Annotated in this window: 16 protein-coding genes; 2 read left to right on the top strand and 14 right to left on the bottom strand. The window is 30.1% G+C overall.

Translation table 11 applies throughout. The features are described from left to right. Positions 1-47 precede the first annotated feature (47 nt). From M0M44_RS05345 to M0M44_RS05285, 13 genes are all read right to left on the bottom strand, one after another. A complete protein-coding gene (locus M0M44_RS05345) occupies positions 48-1,031 on the bottom strand; it encodes a UDP-glucuronic acid decarboxylase family protein (protein ID WP_248728841.1) in 984 nt (327 codons plus the stop codon). Positions 1,032-1,095: 64 nt separating this feature from the next. Continuing rightward, on the bottom strand, positions 1,096-2,220 hold the full coding sequence (locus M0M44_RS05340) for a glycosyltransferase (RefSeq protein WP_248728840.1): 1,125 nt from the start codon (positions 2,218-2,220) through the stop codon (positions 1,096-1,098). Next, positions 2,201-3,280, bottom strand: a complete 1,080-nt coding sequence (locus M0M44_RS05335) for a glycosyltransferase family 4 protein (protein WP_248728839.1) — start codon at positions 3,278-3,280, stop codon at positions 2,201-2,203. Before M0M44_RS05335 ends, M0M44_RS05340 begins: the two co-directional genes overlap by 20 nt. After that, complete coding sequence (locus M0M44_RS05330) at positions 3,267-3,845, bottom strand: O-antigen ligase family protein (protein WP_248728838.1); 579 nt, start codon at positions 3,843-3,845, stop codon at positions 3,267-3,269. The genes M0M44_RS05335 and M0M44_RS05330 overlap by 14 nt, the downstream gene beginning before the upstream one ends. A gap of 598 nt (positions 3,846-4,443) precedes the next feature. Next, positions 4,444-5,724, bottom strand: coding sequence for an O-antigen ligase family protein (locus M0M44_RS05325; protein ID WP_248728837.1), 1,281 nt, complete (start codon positions 5,722-5,724; stop codon positions 4,444-4,446). Beyond that, the gene (locus M0M44_RS05320; RefSeq protein ID WP_248728836.1) at positions 5,714-6,757 is read right to left on the bottom strand and encodes a glycosyltransferase family protein; all 1,044 of its coding nucleotides are present in this window, start codon (positions 6,755-6,757) and stop codon (positions 5,714-5,716) included. The genes M0M44_RS05325 and M0M44_RS05320 overlap by 11 nt, the downstream gene beginning before the upstream one ends. A gap of 18 nt (positions 6,758-6,775) precedes the next feature. Beyond that, on the bottom strand, positions 6,776-7,429 hold the full coding sequence (locus M0M44_RS05315) for a class I SAM-dependent methyltransferase (RefSeq protein WP_248728835.1): 654 nt from the start codon (positions 7,427-7,429) through the stop codon (positions 6,776-6,778). Positions 7,430-7,440: 11 nt separating this feature from the next. Further along, entirely contained in the window at positions 7,441-8,676 is a 1,236-nt protein-coding gene (locus M0M44_RS05310; protein WP_248728834.1) for an oligosaccharide flippase family protein, read from the bottom strand. Positions 8,677-8,723: 47 nt separating this feature from the next. Further along, a complete protein-coding gene (locus M0M44_RS05305) occupies positions 8,724-9,257 on the bottom strand; it encodes a hypothetical protein (protein WP_248728833.1) in 534 nt (177 codons plus the stop codon). Positions 9,258-9,309: 52 nt separating this feature from the next. Then, positions 9,310-10,281, bottom strand: coding sequence for a hypothetical protein (locus tag M0M44_RS05300; RefSeq protein ID WP_248728832.1), 972 nt, complete (start codon positions 10,279-10,281; stop codon positions 9,310-9,312). Between the two features lie 12 nt (positions 10,282-10,293). Beyond that, a complete protein-coding gene (locus M0M44_RS05295; protein WP_248728831.1) occupies positions 10,294-11,970 on the bottom strand; it encodes a DUF6909 family protein in 1,677 nt (558 codons plus the stop codon). Positions 11,971-12,109: 139 nt separating this feature from the next. Next, the gene (locus M0M44_RS05290) at positions 12,110-13,594 is read right to left on the bottom strand and encodes a GH3 auxin-responsive promoter family protein (RefSeq protein ID WP_248728830.1); all 1,485 of its coding nucleotides are present in this window, start codon (positions 13,592-13,594) and stop codon (positions 12,110-12,112) included. Positions 13,595-13,605: 11 nt separating this feature from the next. Then, the gene (locus M0M44_RS05285; protein WP_248728829.1) at positions 13,606-14,112 is read right to left on the bottom strand and encodes a peptidase; all 507 of its coding nucleotides are present in this window, start codon (positions 14,110-14,112) and stop codon (positions 13,606-13,608) included. Positions 14,113-14,325: 213 nt separating this feature from the next. Here M0M44_RS05285 and M0M44_RS05280 point away from each other — a divergent pair, with 213 nt between their 5' ends. Together M0M44_RS05280 and M0M44_RS05275 are read left to right on the top strand one after the other, a co-directional pair. After that, the gene (locus tag M0M44_RS05280; protein ID WP_008465789.1) at positions 14,326-14,505 is read left to right on the top strand and encodes a Sec-independent protein translocase subunit TatA/TatB; all 180 of its coding nucleotides are present in this window, start codon (positions 14,326-14,328) and stop codon (positions 14,503-14,505) included. A gap of 107 nt (positions 14,506-14,612) precedes the next feature. Then, entirely contained in the window at positions 14,613-16,010 is a 1,398-nt protein-coding gene (locus M0M44_RS05275; RefSeq protein ID WP_248728828.1) for a glycosyl hydrolase family 8, read from the top strand. A gap of 101 nt (positions 16,011-16,111) precedes the next feature. On the opposite strand, the gene M0M44_RS05270 is transcribed toward M0M44_RS05275, so the two are convergent. Further along, positions 16,112-18,235, bottom strand: a complete 2,124-nt coding sequence (locus M0M44_RS05270) for a Tex family protein (protein WP_248728827.1) — start codon at positions 18,233-18,235, stop codon at positions 16,112-16,114. Between the last annotated feature and the right edge of the window lie 43 nt (positions 18,236-18,278).

Genomic DNA, 18,278 nt, shown 5'->3' with positions numbered 1-18,278 from the left:
TGTTATAAATGAAAAGGGGAAATATTTTTAGAATATTTCCCCTTTTATTATTTGATATAACTCGAAAAATCTTTGTGTTCTTCTTTTGAAAGTTCTTCTTTTGAAAGTGACCTGAAATAATCATAGGTAATTTTCATTCCTTCAGAACGACTTACTTTCGCTTCCCATCCTAACAATTCTTTTGCTTTTGTGGTGTCTGGCTGACGCTGTAATGGATCGTTTATCGGCAAAGGATGATACACTACTTTCTGGTTTGTTCCTGTCAGTTTTATGATTTCTTCTGCAAAATCTTTAATCGTAATTTCATCTGGATTTCCAATATTTACAGGATACACATAATCGGAATGCAACAATCTGTAAATACCTTCAACCTGATCATCTACGTAGCAGAAAGAACGGGTCTGCATACCATCTCCAAAAATTGTTAAATCTTCTCCGCGAAGTGCTTGTCCGATAAAAGCAGGAATTACACGTCCGTCATTCAATCGCATTCTTGGTCCGTAAGTATTAAAAATACGAACGATTCTGGTTTCTACTCCGTGAAAAGTATGATAGGCCATCGTGATTGATTCCTGAAAACGTTTGGCTTCGTCATAAACGCCACGCGGACCAATGGTGTTTACGTTTCCATAATATTCTTCGGTTTGAGGATGAACCAATGGATCGCCATAAACTTCAGAGGTCGATGCAATTAAAATTCTAGCCTTTTTTACTCTTGCCAATCCAAGTAGATTATGCGTTCCTAAAGATCCTACTTTCAAAGTCTGAATCGGAATTTTTAAATAGTCTATCGGACTTGCCGGCGAAGCAAAATGCAATATATAATCTAAATCACCTGGAACATGGACAAACTTGGTGATATCATGATGATAAAACTCGAAGTTTTCTAGTTTGAATAGATGTTCAATATTTTTAAGATCTCCCGTAATCAGATTATCCATTCCGATTACAAAATAACCTTCTTTGATAAATCTGTCACATAAGTGTGATCCTAAAAATCCTGCCGCTCCGGTGATAAGTATTCTTTTCATGATATTTGTTTATTCAACGCAAATGTAGTTGATTTGAAAAGTTTTTTTTGCTTATAATTTCAATTTATCTTGTATTCAGTAACTGTTGATGCTCTTTAAATTTTATATCAACAAATTCTTTTATCTCATTTTCAAATCGTTGTTTTGAAAATTTAATCGCATGTTCGCGAATTATTTTAGGTTCAAAATTTTTAGTTCCAAAATGAATTACTGCTTCTTTAATTTTCTCTGCGGTCTGTTCGTCAAAGAAAATTCCTGTTTGATTTTCAACAACAGTTTCCAAAGTACCGCCTTTTGACAAAGCGATAACAGGGGTTCCACAGGCTTGCACTTCAACTGGAATAATTCCAAAATCTTCTTCTGCTGCAAAAATAAAAGCTTTTGCTTTCTGCATTAAACTTCTGAGCTTCTTGTTTTCGACATAACCAACAAATTGTATATTGTTTTTGGCTATTCTTTGAAGCTTTTCTAATTCTGGTCCTTCTCCTGCAACGATCAGTTTTAAATGAGGCAATCCATTAAAGGCTTCTACAATAAGTTGCGTTTTTTTATACGCTACCATTCGTGAAGCTGTTAAATAATAGTCTTCTTTTGTTTCTTCTAAACCAAAAAAATCAACATCTACAGGCGGATAAATTACCACAGAATCTTGATTGTAGGTCTTTTTTATTCTTTGCGCAATATGCTTAGAATTAGCTATAAAGTAATCAACGTTTTCTGAGTTTGAAAGATCCCATTTTTGGATTTTATCTAAAACTGATTTCGCATAAAATCCTTTTAAGCCTTTAGTTAATCCAGCATCTTTTAAATATTGCTCTCTTAAATCCCAAGCGTAGCGCATTGGCGAGTGACAGTAACAAATATGCAATTGGTTTTTATTTACTTTAATTCCTTTTGCAACAGCCGAAGAAGAACTGATTATTAAATCGTAATCCGTTAAATCAAATTGTTCTATTGCAATGGGAAAAAGCTGTAAAAATTTACGATGGTTTTTTTTAACAGTCGGAAGTTTTTGAATAAAACTGGTTTTAGCTTTTTTTCCATTCAAAATAAATTTTCGATCTTCTTCATTCAAAAAATCAATTAGCGCAAAATGATCAAAATCATTCCAAATTGAATTGATAGAATGAATCACTTTTTCGGCTCCTCCATTTACATAATACCAATCGCTAATTAGGGCTTTTTTCAATTTGTCTTTTATTTTTAAGATTTTCAACTATAGAAATATAAGTATTAGATGCGGCTTTCCAACTAAACTTTTGAGAGGCCTCAAATGAGCGTTTACATATATCTTTATAGTTATCCGAATATGTTAAATTTTCTATTTTTTGTGCTAATTCCATTGCATTATCTGTTTTAAAAAACAATGCAGTATCATTATATAATTCTCTGTATACTGGAATATCCGACAAAATACATGGTGTATAAACACTCATTGCTTCAATTGCCGTAAGTCCAAAACCCTCATAAAAAGAAGCATTTATAAACGCTTTTGCTTCTGATATTTCCTTCATTAATTCAGCATCAGAGATTTCGTTTAAGAACGTAATATTAGAATTAAACTTTAAAGAATCATTATTAAATATATTATCAAATGTATTTCCAATAATTCTGAGTTTGTATTTATTTGGATCTAAATGTTCAAAGGCTTCCAATATTACTTTAATATTTTTCCTCGAATTTAAAGAATTTACTGCAATAAAGTAATCTCCTTTTTTATATTCTTCTTCATTAAAATTTAAAAAACTACCCAAATAAACAACCTCTATTGCTGACTGCTGAATATCTGGGTAAAACTTTAAAATTTCCTTTTTAGAAAAATTACTAACTGTTATAATTTTTAAAGCATTCTTCAAATTAAAGAAAAACAAAATATTGTAAACTAAAACAAATTTCCAATTAAACCAGCTTTTATTTTCCTTTACTGCCATATCATGGATGACAATTAAATTTTTCTTGAAAAGAATGGGGGCTGTATTGCAAAAATTGATTAATAAAGAAACTTTATTTCTAAATAAAAAAAGAGGTAGTTCAATTTGCTCCCAAAAGTATCCTGAAAAATAGCCAAATTTTACACAATTAAGAGATTCTGCATTTGGGTTTAAAAGTTTTTTTTTGGGACATAAGAAAACGACTTCTTCCTTATAATGTTCTTGAAAATATTTACTTATTTCCGTCGCTACTCTCTGAACACCAGTACTTTTTTGAGTTAAAAAACGACCATTGACTATTATTTTATTTTTCATCATTAATCGTATTTTCGGGTTTAATTACAAAGAGGCAGCAAAACCATAAAAACAAATAAATTCCCAATTGTCTGCTTAAGAGGTTTTCAAATAAACTTTGAAATGAAAAGATTAGAATAAAAAAGAAAGAATACACATTTTTATTTTTTACAAAATTCCAAAATTGTATTGCAAATATTCCTAAAAATAAAGCAAGACCTATAAAACCATAAGAAACAAAGAACCAAATATATTGATTATGCGTATTATAATTATAATTGTTTTTTCCGATCCACCAATATGGGCCACTTAAAACTTCTCTAGAATTATAACAATCTATTAGTTTTTTATCGACTTCTTCGCTGCTAAAAGTTCCTGTTAAATAATTAAAATCCTTTTCATCAACTATATTTTTTGCACATTTCCAGATTACAGTTCTTGGCTCGCCTTTTTCTAACACTAATCTTTGCAGTGTATATTCATTAGTTAAAATTACAAGAGTTATAATAGTTAAAACACCTAAAAAAAGATAAATGCTTTTTCTTTCTTTTAGAAAGATAAAAAAGCATAATAAAATCGAAATGCCCATTGCCAATCTTGCTGCAATAATGAATAACGTAAATATTATTAAGCCTATATATATGTATAAAAAACTTCTTTTAAATATAGAATGATCAAGTAAAAATTTTATACAAAAAATTGATAATAAACAATTTAAAGAAAAATATGGCCTCTCAATAATGAATTTATTTTCGACTAATGCATTAAAATTTTCAAAACTTTTTGAAACCGAAAAAAGCTGATACTGAACTACGATAAAATCTATATATACAAGATGTATCAATTGCAAAACTAAAAAGAAAAAAACAAAATACTTTATCTCCTGAAAACTAAATTTCTTTATTAAAAACAATCCTAGAATAAATATAAATCCTAACGATCTCACAATCAATCTTGACGTAACATCGAAATGAAAAATGAAGGAGAGAACATATAAAAAATAAATGGAGCCAAATAGTAAAGCCAGCATTTCAATGGTTCTATTTTGATTCTGTTTTTTTATTTTTGAAATATTCAAAAGCAGTAAAAGGATGATAAATGGTGTTGCTAAAGAAATTTTAAATACAAATGCGTATGCTATCAAAAGCAGACAAAACATTTCTATTCTAAATTTCCTGAAGATATCTTTAATTATCATAATTTGTTTCAACTGTTTTTTCGAGATTCAATTTATTTCTATGTATGGCAAATGGTATGGCAAGAAAAACCCAAATAAAAAGCATTATAAAGGAAGGAAATGCATTAAAAGAAATTATTATACTAAACATACCGCCTACAATAGCATCTTCTTTTAAATAATAGGCTTTCGTTAAAATTAGAAATAAAAAGAGCATAAATAATAATAATGCAAAAACACCATATTCCGACAAAACTTCTAAATATACATTGTTAGGAATAGCTCTTTCATTTTTTCGCTGTGCAAAACGGTCAAAATACTCGCTTCTATTCACAACGATTTTTTTATACTTGTTATAATAATCGTAATGTAAGCCGTAATTAGCTGGTCCAACTCCAAAAAAAGGATTGTCGATTCCTGAATAAAAAGCTACTTTTCCTGTAATTACCCTATCTACTTTTGAGAAATTATTTTGGGTAAGGGTTTTAGTTGGCTCAAAAAGTTTTTTATAGACAAATCTTTGGTAAAAATCTGTTTGAATGAATATTAGCACCACAATTATAAAAATTGGAACAAGCTTAAGCATTACGTTTAATTTCAAAATTCTCTTTCTATAATAGTAAAAGACAAAAATAAATACTGAAATTACTGAGATAGTAGACATTGACACAATAACACTTAGAAGTAAAAACCATCCTTGTTTTATTTTCTTTAAATAGAAAGATACTGATGCTGATAATAATAGGAACAAGCCATAATAATTACCCTCTTTAAAAGTACTACATCGAATAAAACCGCTTAAAGTTTGTGGTTCTCCCATTCCTGGAAGTTTAAGATATGGGAGATTTAATCCTGAAGATATAAACAAGTACCATCCGTAAATGGCTGCTACCATGGCACCCAAAATCCATTTTTCTAAAATTTTTATGTCATTTGTAAACAATCGAAATGAAAAAAAATAGGCTGCAATACATAAATAAAAGTAACAGAGCCTTATAAAACTATCTCCTACTCTATTTATCCTAAATGGAATTACTTTTGGCAAATAAGGATAATTCCAAGGTATGTTTACAAAAAATGATAGCGTAACTAAAATACCCAATAAAATAATAATGAGATTATTGTTTATAAACCAAATCGAATCTTTTGAGATTGTTTTTTTATTTATATAGAAAAAAATTAAAATTACAAGTGCAATTTCTGATATTTTAAGCGGAAAAAAAATATTTAATGTTAATGCCTGAGTAAAAGGCAAAAACACTAAAAACACTTTTTTTATATCAATTTTCATTTACTTTTTGTATACTTTTTGTACCAAAAACCAGTTTTAAGATTTTCGGAATTACTTTAAAATTTCCTTGTTTAATTCTATTACCAATTGTTAAGGTTAAAATTGATAAATAAATAAATCCTATATTTTTTCTATTGTATTTTTTTGCAAAAGTAATTCTGCTTTTCATTGAAATCAGATCTATAAATTCTGATTTCTTTTTCTTTATTTTTGACTTTGTGCTATTTCCTTGTTTATGATAAATTCCAAAAATAGGAAGCATTTTTACTCCTCCATTCCTTTTTTTTGCTCTTGAAACCCAATCTATTTCTTCAAAAAACAAAAAATAATCTTCTGATAATAAACCTATTGATTTCAAATCGCGATATTTTATTATCATAGATGCACCAACAGGATAAGCTGTCTTTTTAATTATTTTTTCAAAATTTAGCATTGCATCTTCAATCAAAATCCCTTCTCCTACATGTTTGCTTAAGCCTGTTTTTGCATTATACCTACCACCAATTGATTGAACTATTTCTGGACTTTCATATTCTATTAATGGTGTTCCATAAATAATGTTTGTTTTTGAACCATTTTGTTTTTTAATCTCTTCAATGATAGCAGAAAGACTGTTTTTTTCAATAATAGTATCATTATTTAAAATCCAAATGCAGGAATCAAAATCATTTTGATTTAAAATATACTTAAGCGCTATATTATTTCCCGCAGCGAAACCATTGTTTTCTTCTGCTTTTACAAAAATTATTTTTTCATTTCTACTTTGTAATAAAAAATCTTTCTCTCTAATACTCAGAAATGTTAGTGGCTTCTTTTCTAAAGGATAAACAATATATTTAAAATTTGTTTCTTGTAGCATTACGTTACCTTCTGCCCAAGATTTTAATTCTTCTATATATTGTAATGTTTCACTATTATCAATAATAATTACCTGATAATTAAAATATTGTAGTTTTAATATACTTTCTAAACATTCAATAGAATCCTGAGAATTGTTGTAATTTAAAAGAACAATATATACTTTTATGTCCATCAGATTTATTTTATCATACTAATTTTTAGATACTTTCAAAAAATACTGTGTGCTTATAAATGGCTCAAAAAGTCCAAATGTAATCTTATTAAAAGTAGATTTGATCGATGAAAGATGTCTTAAATTTGACTCTATTTTTTGCAACTTTAATTCTGGAATTTGCTTAATTAAATTAGACATATCTCTTTTACAAAAGAATCTAATATGTGTTTTGTCAAAAATTCCCTCATCTGTATATTCAAAACTTCCTTTAACAAAAACTTTATAAAATACCACATAATTTCTAACATTTGGTAGACTAATATAAAAATTTCCACCTTTTTTTAAATACGGAATTAGTTTTTGAATTGTTTTATGAGGCTCTATTAAATGTTCTAAAACATCTGCTAAAATTATATTATCAAAAGAATTTAATTCAAAAGGGATTTTATCTTGTTCAATGTTTCCAATAATAAATGAGTCGAATTTTTCTTTATTGTGATTTACATCTACAATATCAAATCCGCTTATTTTTTTTGCTATTCCTTTACTTTTTAATTCTAATAAAGTGGCGCCAGTTCCTGCTCCAATTTCTAAAAATGATAAATCTTCATCTGCGTCTATAAATGAAATAATATCTTTTCTAATATTCGAAAAATACTGTTTTTCTTTTTCTAAATAAGATTCTTGCATACTGTTTACTGTTAATTTGAAATCCTTTTGTATTTCTTTAAAGAAAATAATATTATTAACGTTGTGATTAGACTTTCAATAAAAAAAACGGCTATCAAACTTCCTTGTATTTTAAAAAACAAAGTCAAAAAATAACCCAAAATCATCATCAATAACGATCCTAAAGATAAAATTATAGACAATATTTTTTGTTCATTTTTATAAATTAAATATTGGTAAAAAGGAATATTCAAAGCAGTTATAATTGGAACTATTATAAATCCGGAATAAAAACTTAAAAGATTGTAAATCTTAGGATTTAAGATATCTTTAGTGATAATCAAATTTCCGCCAATTACAACTACTAAAACTCCAGTAATTAATAAAGCAATATTTAAGCTATTTATTTTCTTCAAAAATCGAATTCCTTCCATTTTATTTGTATTGTAACATTCGCAGAATTTCGGGAAACTAACATTAAAAAAAACAGATAAATAACTCCTAAATATGCTTAAAATCATATCTCCAATTTTGTAAATACCAGCATAATAATCTCCTAGTAAATGCTGGATTATCAAAATCGGACTTTGAACATATATAGCAATTGAAAAATTAGAAATAAGAATAGAAAATTCGTTCTTGAATTGTTCCTTAATTAAATCTGTCTTTAAATTAAAAAAAGAAAGCTGATATAATTTCCATATTCTTATAAAGAAAAAAAAATAAACTATTGTATTAGCAGATCCAAGAATAAATAAAACTAGGTAATAATCTTCTTTATGAGTTATCAAAAGATAAACAACTGCGACATAAATAATTTTTGATACAAATATAATTCTGTTGATTATGCCAAATTTTTCAAATCCTTGATAAATCCATGTAACATTAAAAAATTGAGCAGATAATAAAGTTAATGCCAACAAATATAGTTTATGATCAATTTCAGTAAAAAAAAAATTACTTAAAACGACTGCAAAAACTATTATTGCAAAAAAGCAAAATTTGATAGCAAATGAAGTGTTTAAATAATCCTGAATTTTATTAAAATTATTTTTATGAATACTTATCTCTTTAACTCCTAAAATATTAGATCCAAAATCAATAAATAAACCCAATAATGTAAATATAGATAAAACAACTCCTATTTTTCCCCAACTTTCTATACCACATACAGATATAACTTTTGGAGCAACTAATATTGGTGCTATTAAATTTATTAACTGACCGGAACCGTAAGTTAAATAATCTATAATTATATTCTTTTTCATTTATCAATAATTGGATTAAAGTACAATTATAAAAAGTGCGTTAAGTTTTATTCTTGCTTTTTTTCCATCATTATTGCCAATTTATCCATAAACAATTCATTTCCTATCATAAAAGGATCGTATTTATTATCTATAGTATTTAGCTTGTACCCAAAGTAATTACGATCCCAAGTAACAAATTCATTCGGGGTAAAATAAAGAATATAGCCTTCTAAATCTCCATCAATTATTTCATTCTTATATTTCAAACTTATGTTTTTAATAGTTACATAAGATTGAGTTGGATTAAATCCTAAATCTACGCGTACATTTTTTAATTTAATGTTTTTAGGAAAATCCAATTCTATTTTCTGCATATCTTTAGATGCATATATGGCTTGTGCTATAGAATTTTCTTCGCTCCAATCTTGCCCGTCAAGTAAATAAAAGACTTGTAATTTATCATTTTTTTCAAAAACCCCTTCAATGACCACTGAAAAGTTATCTTTTCCTTCGGTACTTTCTTCTTTTGAAACTTCATTTTTACATGAATTCAAAGTAAAAAATAATATTAAAACTCCAAATAGTAATTTTGTTTTCATGTTTTATAAAATATATCTAAATCCTCAATTGTGAATTTCTAACTTTTAATTATTACAGTTGTTTTTTCGATTGTTTTTTGTAAAATATCAAAACAAATCTAAAAGAAATGAAAAGGAAAAGAAACAAAAATGGAAGTATCAGTTTTAATTTTCCATTGATTTTTTTTGTATCTAAAACATTTAAAACTTGACTATTTTCTTTTATAATTTTATCTGAATTAATTATTTCCAGTCGATTATAGCCTTGGTCTGCAATTAATTTTTGCTTGGTTTTTAAAACCTCATCTATTTGAAAATTTTCATTATAATAAACCGTACTGTTGCTTTTATTTGCAGATTTTGAAAAACTATTTAAAAGAACATTAATCTGATTTAGAATAGTATCGTTTTGAGCTATTTTTTCTTGTATATTTTTTAGTGCAACGATTTGAATTTTTTTATAATATTCAGACTTATTTAAATAATTTAAAAGTGGTTGAATGGTATTATCATCATCTATAAATCCACTTGTTGTAAAAAGAATTTTATGATAAGTATAGTTTTTACTCGTAGTATTATCTTCTATAATTTTGTTAACATCGCTATTTTCTGACATTAATTTTATTAATTCCAGATTGTTTTCTTTGTTTTCTATAAATCTATAAACATCCGCAATTGGTTTAATTTCAATTTTACTTAAAATAAGCGGATCTTTAAATCCTACTTCTTTTCTTAAAAACAAAGTATCTTGTTCATTAATTTTTGATTTTAGCAACTCAATTTTAGCATATAAATAATCAACACTTCCAAAATTTGGCGTAACAATTAGCTGACTATCATATATTTTTTGAGTCCGATCTAAAACTATTCCGACAACAAATCCAACAACAATCAAAATCAAAACAAAAACCCAATTTTTTATAAAAAACTGAATTCCTTTAAAAATAGAAGTACTAATTCTAGCAAAAAAATTACTAAACTTCTTTGAAATCAGAACTAAATCAATTTCTTGATCTTCTGCATTTTGCGGTACTTTTGTACTCATTTAAAAGTGCTATTATAAATTGAAAATCTGTTCTAAAATTTTAATGGTAATCAAGTAAGTTGGTTTTACACCTGTAGTTCCTAATCCGCCTGAAGCCAAAGTACTTCCTGTTTCTAGAGGATTATCAGAAGCATAATACGCATAACGAACTTTAATATCGTGTGGTACACTTTTTCTAATTTTTGATGCCGACTGAATTGCTTTTTGGTAATAAGAACCTTCCATTTCCAGACCAATTACACCCCAAGTCGATTCGTGGAAAAATTTCAATAAATCTCTATTTTGCAACGAAGTTCCTAAAACGGTAACCATTGCTCCTTCATAAATATCGATATCATTTCCTTCGAACATTGCGCCATTAAGTTCATTTTCAAAGAAATAATTATCAGCCGTTCCTTCGTTAATATGTGCAGACGGAATCATGATATCTCCTTTTCCACCTTCCAAAATTCCTGCTTTACCCATAATAGAAACCGATTTTACATTGAGTAAAGTTTCTTTTTTAAATGGTTTTAAAAGCTCATCGATTGTTTCGTAAGCTTGTTCACCAAAAGCATAATCCATTACGATAATTACAGGTTTATCTTCGCCAACATTTGCGTGAGAAAAGGCTGTTTTTGACCAGTCAATTTTTGCTGTATCAAAAATTTGAACATCGATATTGGTTCCTGAGCAATCTGGCAATGAAATCATTCCGTTTTTTAAAGCCAATTCTTCAACCTGACTTCTAATTTCTTTTGAACCAGAACTGCTTAATTCTTCATAAATAAAGAAATCTGTTTTTCCTTTGTATTTTGTTTTTAACAATGGTGTTGCAAAAATCGAATTCATTACACTGTGCATATTAGCACTAATGACGTGAATTGGTCTTTTTAGCAAATCATTTGCTTTAAGAACTTCTTTGATATTTGTTGCCCAAATTTCTCCGTGAATATGGTGTCCCAGACGCTCACGTAAAACTGGGCTAAAAGTAATTGTACGTTTATTATTTTCAACAATTTCTTCGATTGCTAATTTTCCTAACCAATAAATAACATGCAAGAAACGATCTGGCGCAGTTTCTGAACCAAATGCATCGTAAATGTCTAAAACCTCTTCAAAAGTTCTCGCCAAAATATTCGCAACGTGCGAAATTGCTTTTTCTTTTTCTACCAAAGTAAGCTTTTTGGTCTGCATAACTGCTTGTTCCAATTTTTGCCAGTCACGAGAAACCTCTCCTCCATCGTCTATTAAAACTCTATTTTTAATTTTATGAGATTCAATAAAAATGAAAGTCAAGTGAGTTAGAATATCGTAAATGTCTGAACGTCCACGCGTGATTTCGACATTCATTTGCTCTTCGTCGATTCTATAGCAGTTTCTTCTTCTTTTTGGAGGAACAATTGCCTGGAAATGCGATTTAGAATATCCTTCGTCTGAAGTTAAATTGATAAAACGGCATTGTTCGATTCCTATCGGAAGACGCTCAATAACGTAAAGAAGTCCGTTAAGTTCTACTTTTTCTTCGGCAATATTCCCGTAAATCTCAGGACGTAATGCTAATAATGATTCTCTTAAACTATCGCCCGAAACTCCCATTGGTTTGTAAAAACCACGGTTGAATAAATGGCGCATTGTAATGTACATTTTTTCTATTGCCGCAGATGATTCCTGAGCTCTAGATCTTGATATATGTTTGGTTTCTTTCATGTCTTTTTATTTAAAAAATCAACTTTATTTTTAAAAAAGATCGAATATTTCGAAAGGCGAAAGTAGGAATTATATATATAACTTTAATGAATTACCATTTAACAAATTGTTAGAAGGTTTTTTATATAAAAGCTAAATTCTACTTTAAATTATCCGCAATATCTCTATTATTTGATAATCTAGGAAGTTTATTTTGCCCGCCCAGTTTTCCTTGTGATTTCATGTAATCTTGAAATCCATTTTTAGAAACTTTCGTGATCACTACTTTTCGTAAAACGTTTCCGGTAATTAAATCATCGTAATAAATGTTTTGCTTACGCATTGAATTATCGATTGTTTCCGCAAAAACTTCCATGTTTTCTGGTTCGTTTTCGAATTCTATAAGCCACTCATGATACGGAAGTCCGTTTGATGGATTAATCTGCGGTGCTACCGTAAATTCGTTGATTACAATATTGGTTGATTCTACAGCTTCTTTCATTGCGCTCTCTACTTCATTCGCAATCACGTGTTCTCCAAAAGCAGAAATATAATGCTTGATACGGCCAGAAACTATAACACGATGTGGCAATAAAGATGTAAACTGAACTGTATCTCCAATATTATAACGCCAAAGTCCAGCATTTGTAGAAATTATCAAAACATAGTTTACACCTACTTCAGCTTCTCCAATAGTCAACACTTTTGGGTTTTCTTCAAAAAATTCGTCTGCTTTTATAAACTCATAGAAAATACCAGAATTCAGCAATAGTAACATTCCTTTTTCCTTTTGAGAATCTTGATAGGCAAAAAATCCTTCAGATGCTGGAAACAACTCTATACTATCTACTTTTCTACCAATCATATTTTCAAACTTGGCGCGATATGGTTCGTAATTAACGCCCCCGTAAATAAACAGATTAAAGTTTTTGAAGATCTCGCCTATTTTCTTCCCTCCGCTTTTTTGCTGCAAACGTTCAAAATACATCTGCACCCAAGACGGAATTCCAGAGATCACCGACATATTTTCTTTGATTGTTTCATCTGCAATAGCATCTACTTTGGTTTCCCAATCTTCAATACAATTGGTTTCCCAAGATGGCATTCTGTTTTTCTGTAAATATTTAGGAACAAAATGTGCTACAATTCCCGAAAGTCTTCCGAATTTGATTCCGTATTTTTCGGTTAGAATTGGACTTCCCTGCAAAAAGATCATTTTTCCGTCAACAAAATCGGCATTTCCCGTTTCATGAATATAATGTAAAATTGCATTTCGGGCCGCTTCTATATGATAAGGCATTGATTCTTTGGTTAGCGGAATAAATTTTGCTCCCGAAGTTGTGCCCGAAGTTTTAGCAAAATACAATGGTTTTCCTTTCCATAAAATATCCGATTCTCCTTTTACAACCTTTTCAACATAGGGTTTTAAATCTTCATAATCTCTTACAGGAACGCGTTTTTGAAAATCCTCAAAGTTTTTGATCTGATCAAAATGATGATCTTTTCCAAATGCAGTACTTTTTGCATTCTCGATCAAACTTTTAAAAACCTTTTGTTGCGTTTCAACTGGTTTTTCAGTCCATTTAAGCGTTTGTTTATATATTTTTCGGGCAAAAATTTTCGCCGCAATTGACTTAATTGACATTTTCAGTGGTATTATTTTTTGTCACTTTTCTTTTTGTCTTGAGATTTTGTCTTCAGTTCTTTTTCTGTTTCGGCTACGTCTTCTCTTAGCTTTATTTCTGCATCAGATGGTTTCATATTTAAATCTGAAGCATCTTCAACAGATTCTGCTAAGATAGAATCTTTATTAAATTTTGAATATTCTAATTCCCCTTTCAAAACTTTCTGAATTCCTTTTATATAAACCTCATTTTGTTTTAAGGCCGTTTCTAAAGAATCTGATTTAATAGCCAGTTTCGTAGCATTTCGTTTTAATTCTGTCGAAGAATATCCGGGAATAAATTCGCGTAGTGGGGTAAATGCAATAATAAAAGTTGTAACCAAAATTAGAAATATTCCGCCTAAAGTAAACGTTACAAAGACATTCATTAAAGTAAGCCTAAAAGAAAAGATCTCTTCAAAAGTGTCTTCATTTAAAATTACTAATCGGTTTTTAATGAATAGTTTTTTCCTAAAATTCTTTTTCTTATTCTTAGTCATTCTACTTCTTTATGCTAGCAAATATAGTAATTAATCGTCATGATATTTATTCTAAAAATTTCATGAAGAGCTATAATTTACGATTTTATAAAATATTTAACGCGGTCTGATCGAAATATTTTAAACTAAAAATACTTCTATTTCGTATATTTCTATATACCTTTGCGGAATAATTAAGAAAAACAATTTGCTTCGGCATTAAATATATTAGTCATGGGAAGATTAGGTCTTACAGAAATCCTTGTTATCGTAGGTATTGTGATATTACTTTTTGGAGGTAAAAAAATTCCAGAATTAATGAAAGGTTTAGGAAGTGGAATTAAGGAATTTAAAAACGCTGCTAAAGACGATCAACCTGCTGCTTCTAAAAAACAAGAAGAAGAAACGAAATAATAAATTCGAAAAACTTATTAAATCCCAAATTACAAATGTAGTTTGGGATTTTTTTTATATCTAAAAAATCTTACTTTTAGAGTCCCTAAATCTATTAAACAATAATTATGAAAAACCTACTTCTGATTACTGTTGCTTTTTGGTGCCTCAAAAGTAATGCACAAAAGCAGCCGTTTCCTGCCAATGTTGTTTTTGCAAATGGCTTAATGCCTTCGCCCAAAAACAGCCAAGATGTCAAAAACAATTATGATCTTTGGAAAACCAATTTTGTAGAAGCTTGTTCTAACGGAAGATACAGAGTAAAATTTGATGATCCATCTCAAACCGTTTCTGAAGGAATTGGTTATGGAATGCTCTTATCTGTTTATAAGGCAGACAAGGACCTTTTTGATGGACTTTGGTTGTATTACAAAGACAATGTAAACGGCAACAAAGTTATGAACTGGAAAATCAATGGCTGTTCTGGAGCTATTGGTCAAAACGGAGCTACAGATGCAGAGCTTGATGCTGCTTTTGCCCTTATTGTTGCCGATTATCAATGGGGAAGCACTGGAAACATTAACTACAAAAGTGATGCGACTGCTTTAATTTCTGCTATTAAAAATTATGAAGTGGAAGCCAATACTTATGTTTTAAAACCTGGAGATCAATTCGGCGGAAGCCAAATTACAAATCCTTCTTACTTCTCTCCTGCTTATTATAGGGCTTTTGGAGTTTTTACAAACGATATCACTTTTTGGAATCAGGTTGCAGCTAAATCGTATACCATTATTAACAATAATTTGACTGTAAACAATGCCGCTGGCGGATTAGTTTCGGATTGGTGCGAAGCTTCTGGTGCTTATTCTTCTCAAGCGAGCGGATATAACAATGGAGGAAGAAACTATTCTTACGATGCAGCCAGAACACCTTGGCGAATCGCAGTTGATTACCTATGGTACGGAAATGCCGATGCAAAAACGTACGCTAAGAAATCATCTGATTTTGTTCGTGTTAACCTTGGAGGTTCTGCAAATATTAAAGATGGTTACAATCAAAACGGAACCGTAAGCGGCCAATGGCACAATGCTACTTTTGTCGGCGCGTTTGCCTGCGCTGCAATGGCGGGAGAAAATCAAGCGCATTTAGATGCTTCTTATACCGATTTAAAAAACCTCAACGAACCAAACAGCTATTTCAATCATACCCTAAAAACATTATACTCCTTTTTACTAACAGGTAATTTCTATTTACCGCTAAATGCCACATTGTCAAATGATACTTTCGATATTAAAAAATCTACAGTCACGCTTTACCCCAATCCGAGTGCTGATCGAATCACAGTTAGTGCGCCTGGGCAATCTACTATCTCGATAATATCTTCTTCAGGAAGTGTTATTCATCAGCAAAAAACAACTTCAGAATTGACAGAAATAAATTTAGCCAACCAGTCAAGAGGTGTTTATTTGGTTAAAATATCTAACGACGATTTTAAAAGTGTTACTAAAAAAGTGATTTTGAAATAATCTGAAGATAAAAACTCCCAAATTACAAATTGTAGTTTGGGAGTTTTTTTATCTAAATATTCCAAACAGTTTGGAATTTGGAATTTCAAAAATTTAAATTTCTACAAAATCATCGTCAACTGAATCCTTTTTCTATCTTCATCAACTTCCGTAACCTTCACATCAACATGTTGATGTAATTTTACCACTTCGTTTACATCGCTTACAAAGCCTGCTTTTAATTGTGAAATATGAACCAATCCGCTTTCTTTAATTCCGATATCAACAAAACAGCCAAAGTTGGTAATGTTATTCACAATTCCTGGAAGAATCATCCCAGTTTTCACATCTTTGATTGATTTTACGTTTGCATCAAATTCAAAAACCTTAGCCGACTTTCTTGGATCTAATCCAGGTTTTTCAAGCTCTTTTATGATGTCTTTTAGCGTAAGTAAACCAATTTCAGGAGTAACATATTTTTCCGCTTTAATAAGTGCTGTTTTCTCTTTATTGGCAATTAATTCATTCAAAGAAATATTCAAATCCTTCGCCATCTTCTCCACGACCGGATAAGCCTCTGGATGCACCGCCGAATTATCTAACGGATTTTTAGCATTTGTAATTCTAGTAAACGCTGCTCCTTGCTGATACGCTTTATCTCCCAAACGAGGCACTTTTTTCAACTGTTTTCTGTCTTCAAAAGGTCCATTTTCAGAACGATATTGTACAATATTTTCAGCCAGCTTCTCCCCGATTCCACTCACATAACTCAGCAAATGTTTACTTGCTGTGTTGATGTTAATTCCAACTGAGTTTACGCAGCGAATTACGGTATTATCTAATTCTTCTTTTAATTTAGTTTGATCCACATCGTGCTGATATTGACCAACCCCGATTGCTTTCGGGTCGATTTTTACCAATTCGGCCAAAGGATCTGAAAGTCGTCGCCCGATAGAAACCGAACCACGAACCGTTACATCGTAATTTGGAAATTCTTCTCTAGCAATTTTGGAAGCCGAATATACTGAAGCTCCGGCCTCAGAAACTATAAATACCTGAACTGGTTTATCAAACGTGATTTTTTTGATGAAAAATTCAGTTTCGCGCGAAGCCGTTCCGTTTCCAATAGAAATCGCATCAATTTGATAGGCGTTAACCATCGAACGAATTTTTTTAATCGCCATAGATTCTTCGTTTTGAGGCGCGTGCGGATAAATCGTTTCGTTGTATAATAAATCGCCTTTTTCGTCCAGACAAACAACTTTACAACCACTTCTAAATCCGGGATCGATTGCCAAAATACGTTTTTCTCCCAACGGCGGAGCCAATAATAACTGACCTAAATTGTTGGCAAAAACCTGAATAGAATTTGCATCAGCTTTTGCTTTTGCTTCTTGCAGAGTTTCATTTCCAATTGCTGGATTCAATAAACGTTTATAACTATCCTCAATTGCTAATTGTAAATGAGCAGTTGAATTATTTTGTTTTTTAATGATGATTTCGTCAATAACATCGTACGCATCATCGATATCAACATCTATTTTCATTTTGATAAAACCTTCATTTTCTGCACGAAGCATGGCCAATAAACGGTGTGCTGGCGCTTTTGTTAAAGGTTCTTCCCAATCAAAATATTGGTTGAATTTCTGTGCTCCTTCTTCTTCGGCTTTCTTTTTAACCACTTTTGTAGTGATCGTCGCTTTTCGCTGAAATAATCTACGAAGCTGCTTACGAACGTAGATATTCTCATTGATCCATTCCGCTACAATATCTCTTGCGCCTTGAATAGCGGCTTCTTCGTTAATAACATTTTCATTAATGTACTGTGTTGAAATAAAATCAATATCAGCATCACTTTCAGATATAATCAGTTTTGCCAATGGTTCCAAACCGAATTCGCGTGCAACATCGGCTTTTGTTTTTTTCTTCTTTTTGTATGGAAGGTAAAAATCTTCGATTTCTTGTAAATCAAAACTGTCTTCAATTTTTTTCTTCAAATCTGGCGTAAGTGCTTTTTGCTCTTCAATAGATTTTAAAACCGCTTCTTTACGTTTTATAAGTGTATCATAATCTTTTTGAAGTTTTGCAATCTGCTCAATTACAGTTTCATCAAGATTTCCGGTAGCATCTTTTCGGTAACGCGAAATAAACGGAATCGTACAGTCTTCTTCTAATAATTTTACTGTGTTTTGAATACTAACTGCTGGCGCCTGCACAGACTTGGCAATGAATTGAATATTAGTCATACTTTTAATGAAATGATTTTCTTACTTAAAAATGGTATAATTT

Origin of the sequence: Flavobacterium humidisoli (assembly GCF_023272795.1) — a bacterium.
In the GTDB taxonomy this organism is placed as follows: Bacteria; Bacteroidota; Bacteroidia; order Flavobacteriales; family Flavobacteriaceae; genus Flavobacterium; species Flavobacterium humidisoli.
Note: the sequence above shows the minus strand (reverse complement) of the source record. Positions and strands in the feature narration are given on the sequence as shown.

Coding starts and splice junctions, on each gene's coding strand:
- M0M44_RS05345 (WP_248728841.1), bottom strand. CDS start 1,031: ATGAAAAGAATACTTATCACCGGAGCGGCAGGATTTTTAGGATCACAC.
- M0M44_RS05335 (WP_248728839.1), bottom strand. CDS start 3,280: ATGATGAAAAATAAAATAATAGTCAATGGTCGTTTTTTAACTCAAAAA.
- M0M44_RS05330 (WP_248728838.1), bottom strand. CDS start 3,845: ATGGGCATTTCGATTTTATTATGCTTTTTTATCTTTCTAAAAGAAAGA.
- M0M44_RS05325 (WP_248728837.1), bottom strand. CDS start 5,724: ATGAAAATTGATATAAAAAAAGTGTTTTTAGTGTTTTTGCCTTTTACT.
- M0M44_RS05320 (WP_248728836.1), bottom strand. CDS start 6,757: ATGGACATAAAAGTATATATTGTTCTTTTAAATTACAACAATTCTCAG.
- M0M44_RS05315 (WP_248728835.1), bottom strand. CDS start 7,429: ATGCAAGAATCTTATTTAGAAAAAGAAAAACAGTATTTTTCGAATATT.
- M0M44_RS05310 (WP_248728834.1), bottom strand. CDS start 8,676: ATGAAAAAGAATATAATTATAGATTATTTAACTTACGGTTCCGGTCAG.
- M0M44_RS05305 (WP_248728833.1), bottom strand. CDS start 9,257: ATGAAAACAAAATTACTATTTGGAGTTTTAATATTATTTTTTACTTTG.
- M0M44_RS05300 (WP_248728832.1), bottom strand. CDS start 10,281: ATGAGTACAAAAGTACCGCAAAATGCAGAAGATCAAGAAATTGATTTA.
- M0M44_RS05295 (WP_248728831.1), bottom strand. CDS start 11,970: ATGAAAGAAACCAAACATATATCAAGATCTAGAGCTCAGGAATCATCT.
- M0M44_RS05290 (WP_248728830.1), bottom strand. CDS start 13,594: ATGTCAATTAAGTCAATTGCGGCGAAAATTTTTGCCCGAAAAATATAT.
- M0M44_RS05285 (WP_248728829.1), bottom strand. CDS start 14,112: ATGACTAAGAATAAGAAAAAGAATTTTAGGAAAAAACTATTCATTAAA.
- M0M44_RS05280 (WP_008465789.1), top strand. CDS start 14,326: ATGGGAAGATTAGGTCTTACAGAAATCCTTGTTATCGTAGGTATTGTG.
- M0M44_RS05275 (WP_248728828.1), top strand. CDS start 14,613: ATGAAAAACCTACTTCTGATTACTGTTGCTTTTTGGTGCCTCAAAAGT.
- M0M44_RS05270 (WP_248728827.1), bottom strand. CDS start 18,235: ATGACTAATATTCAATTCATTGCCAAGTCTGTGCAGGCGCCAGCAGTT.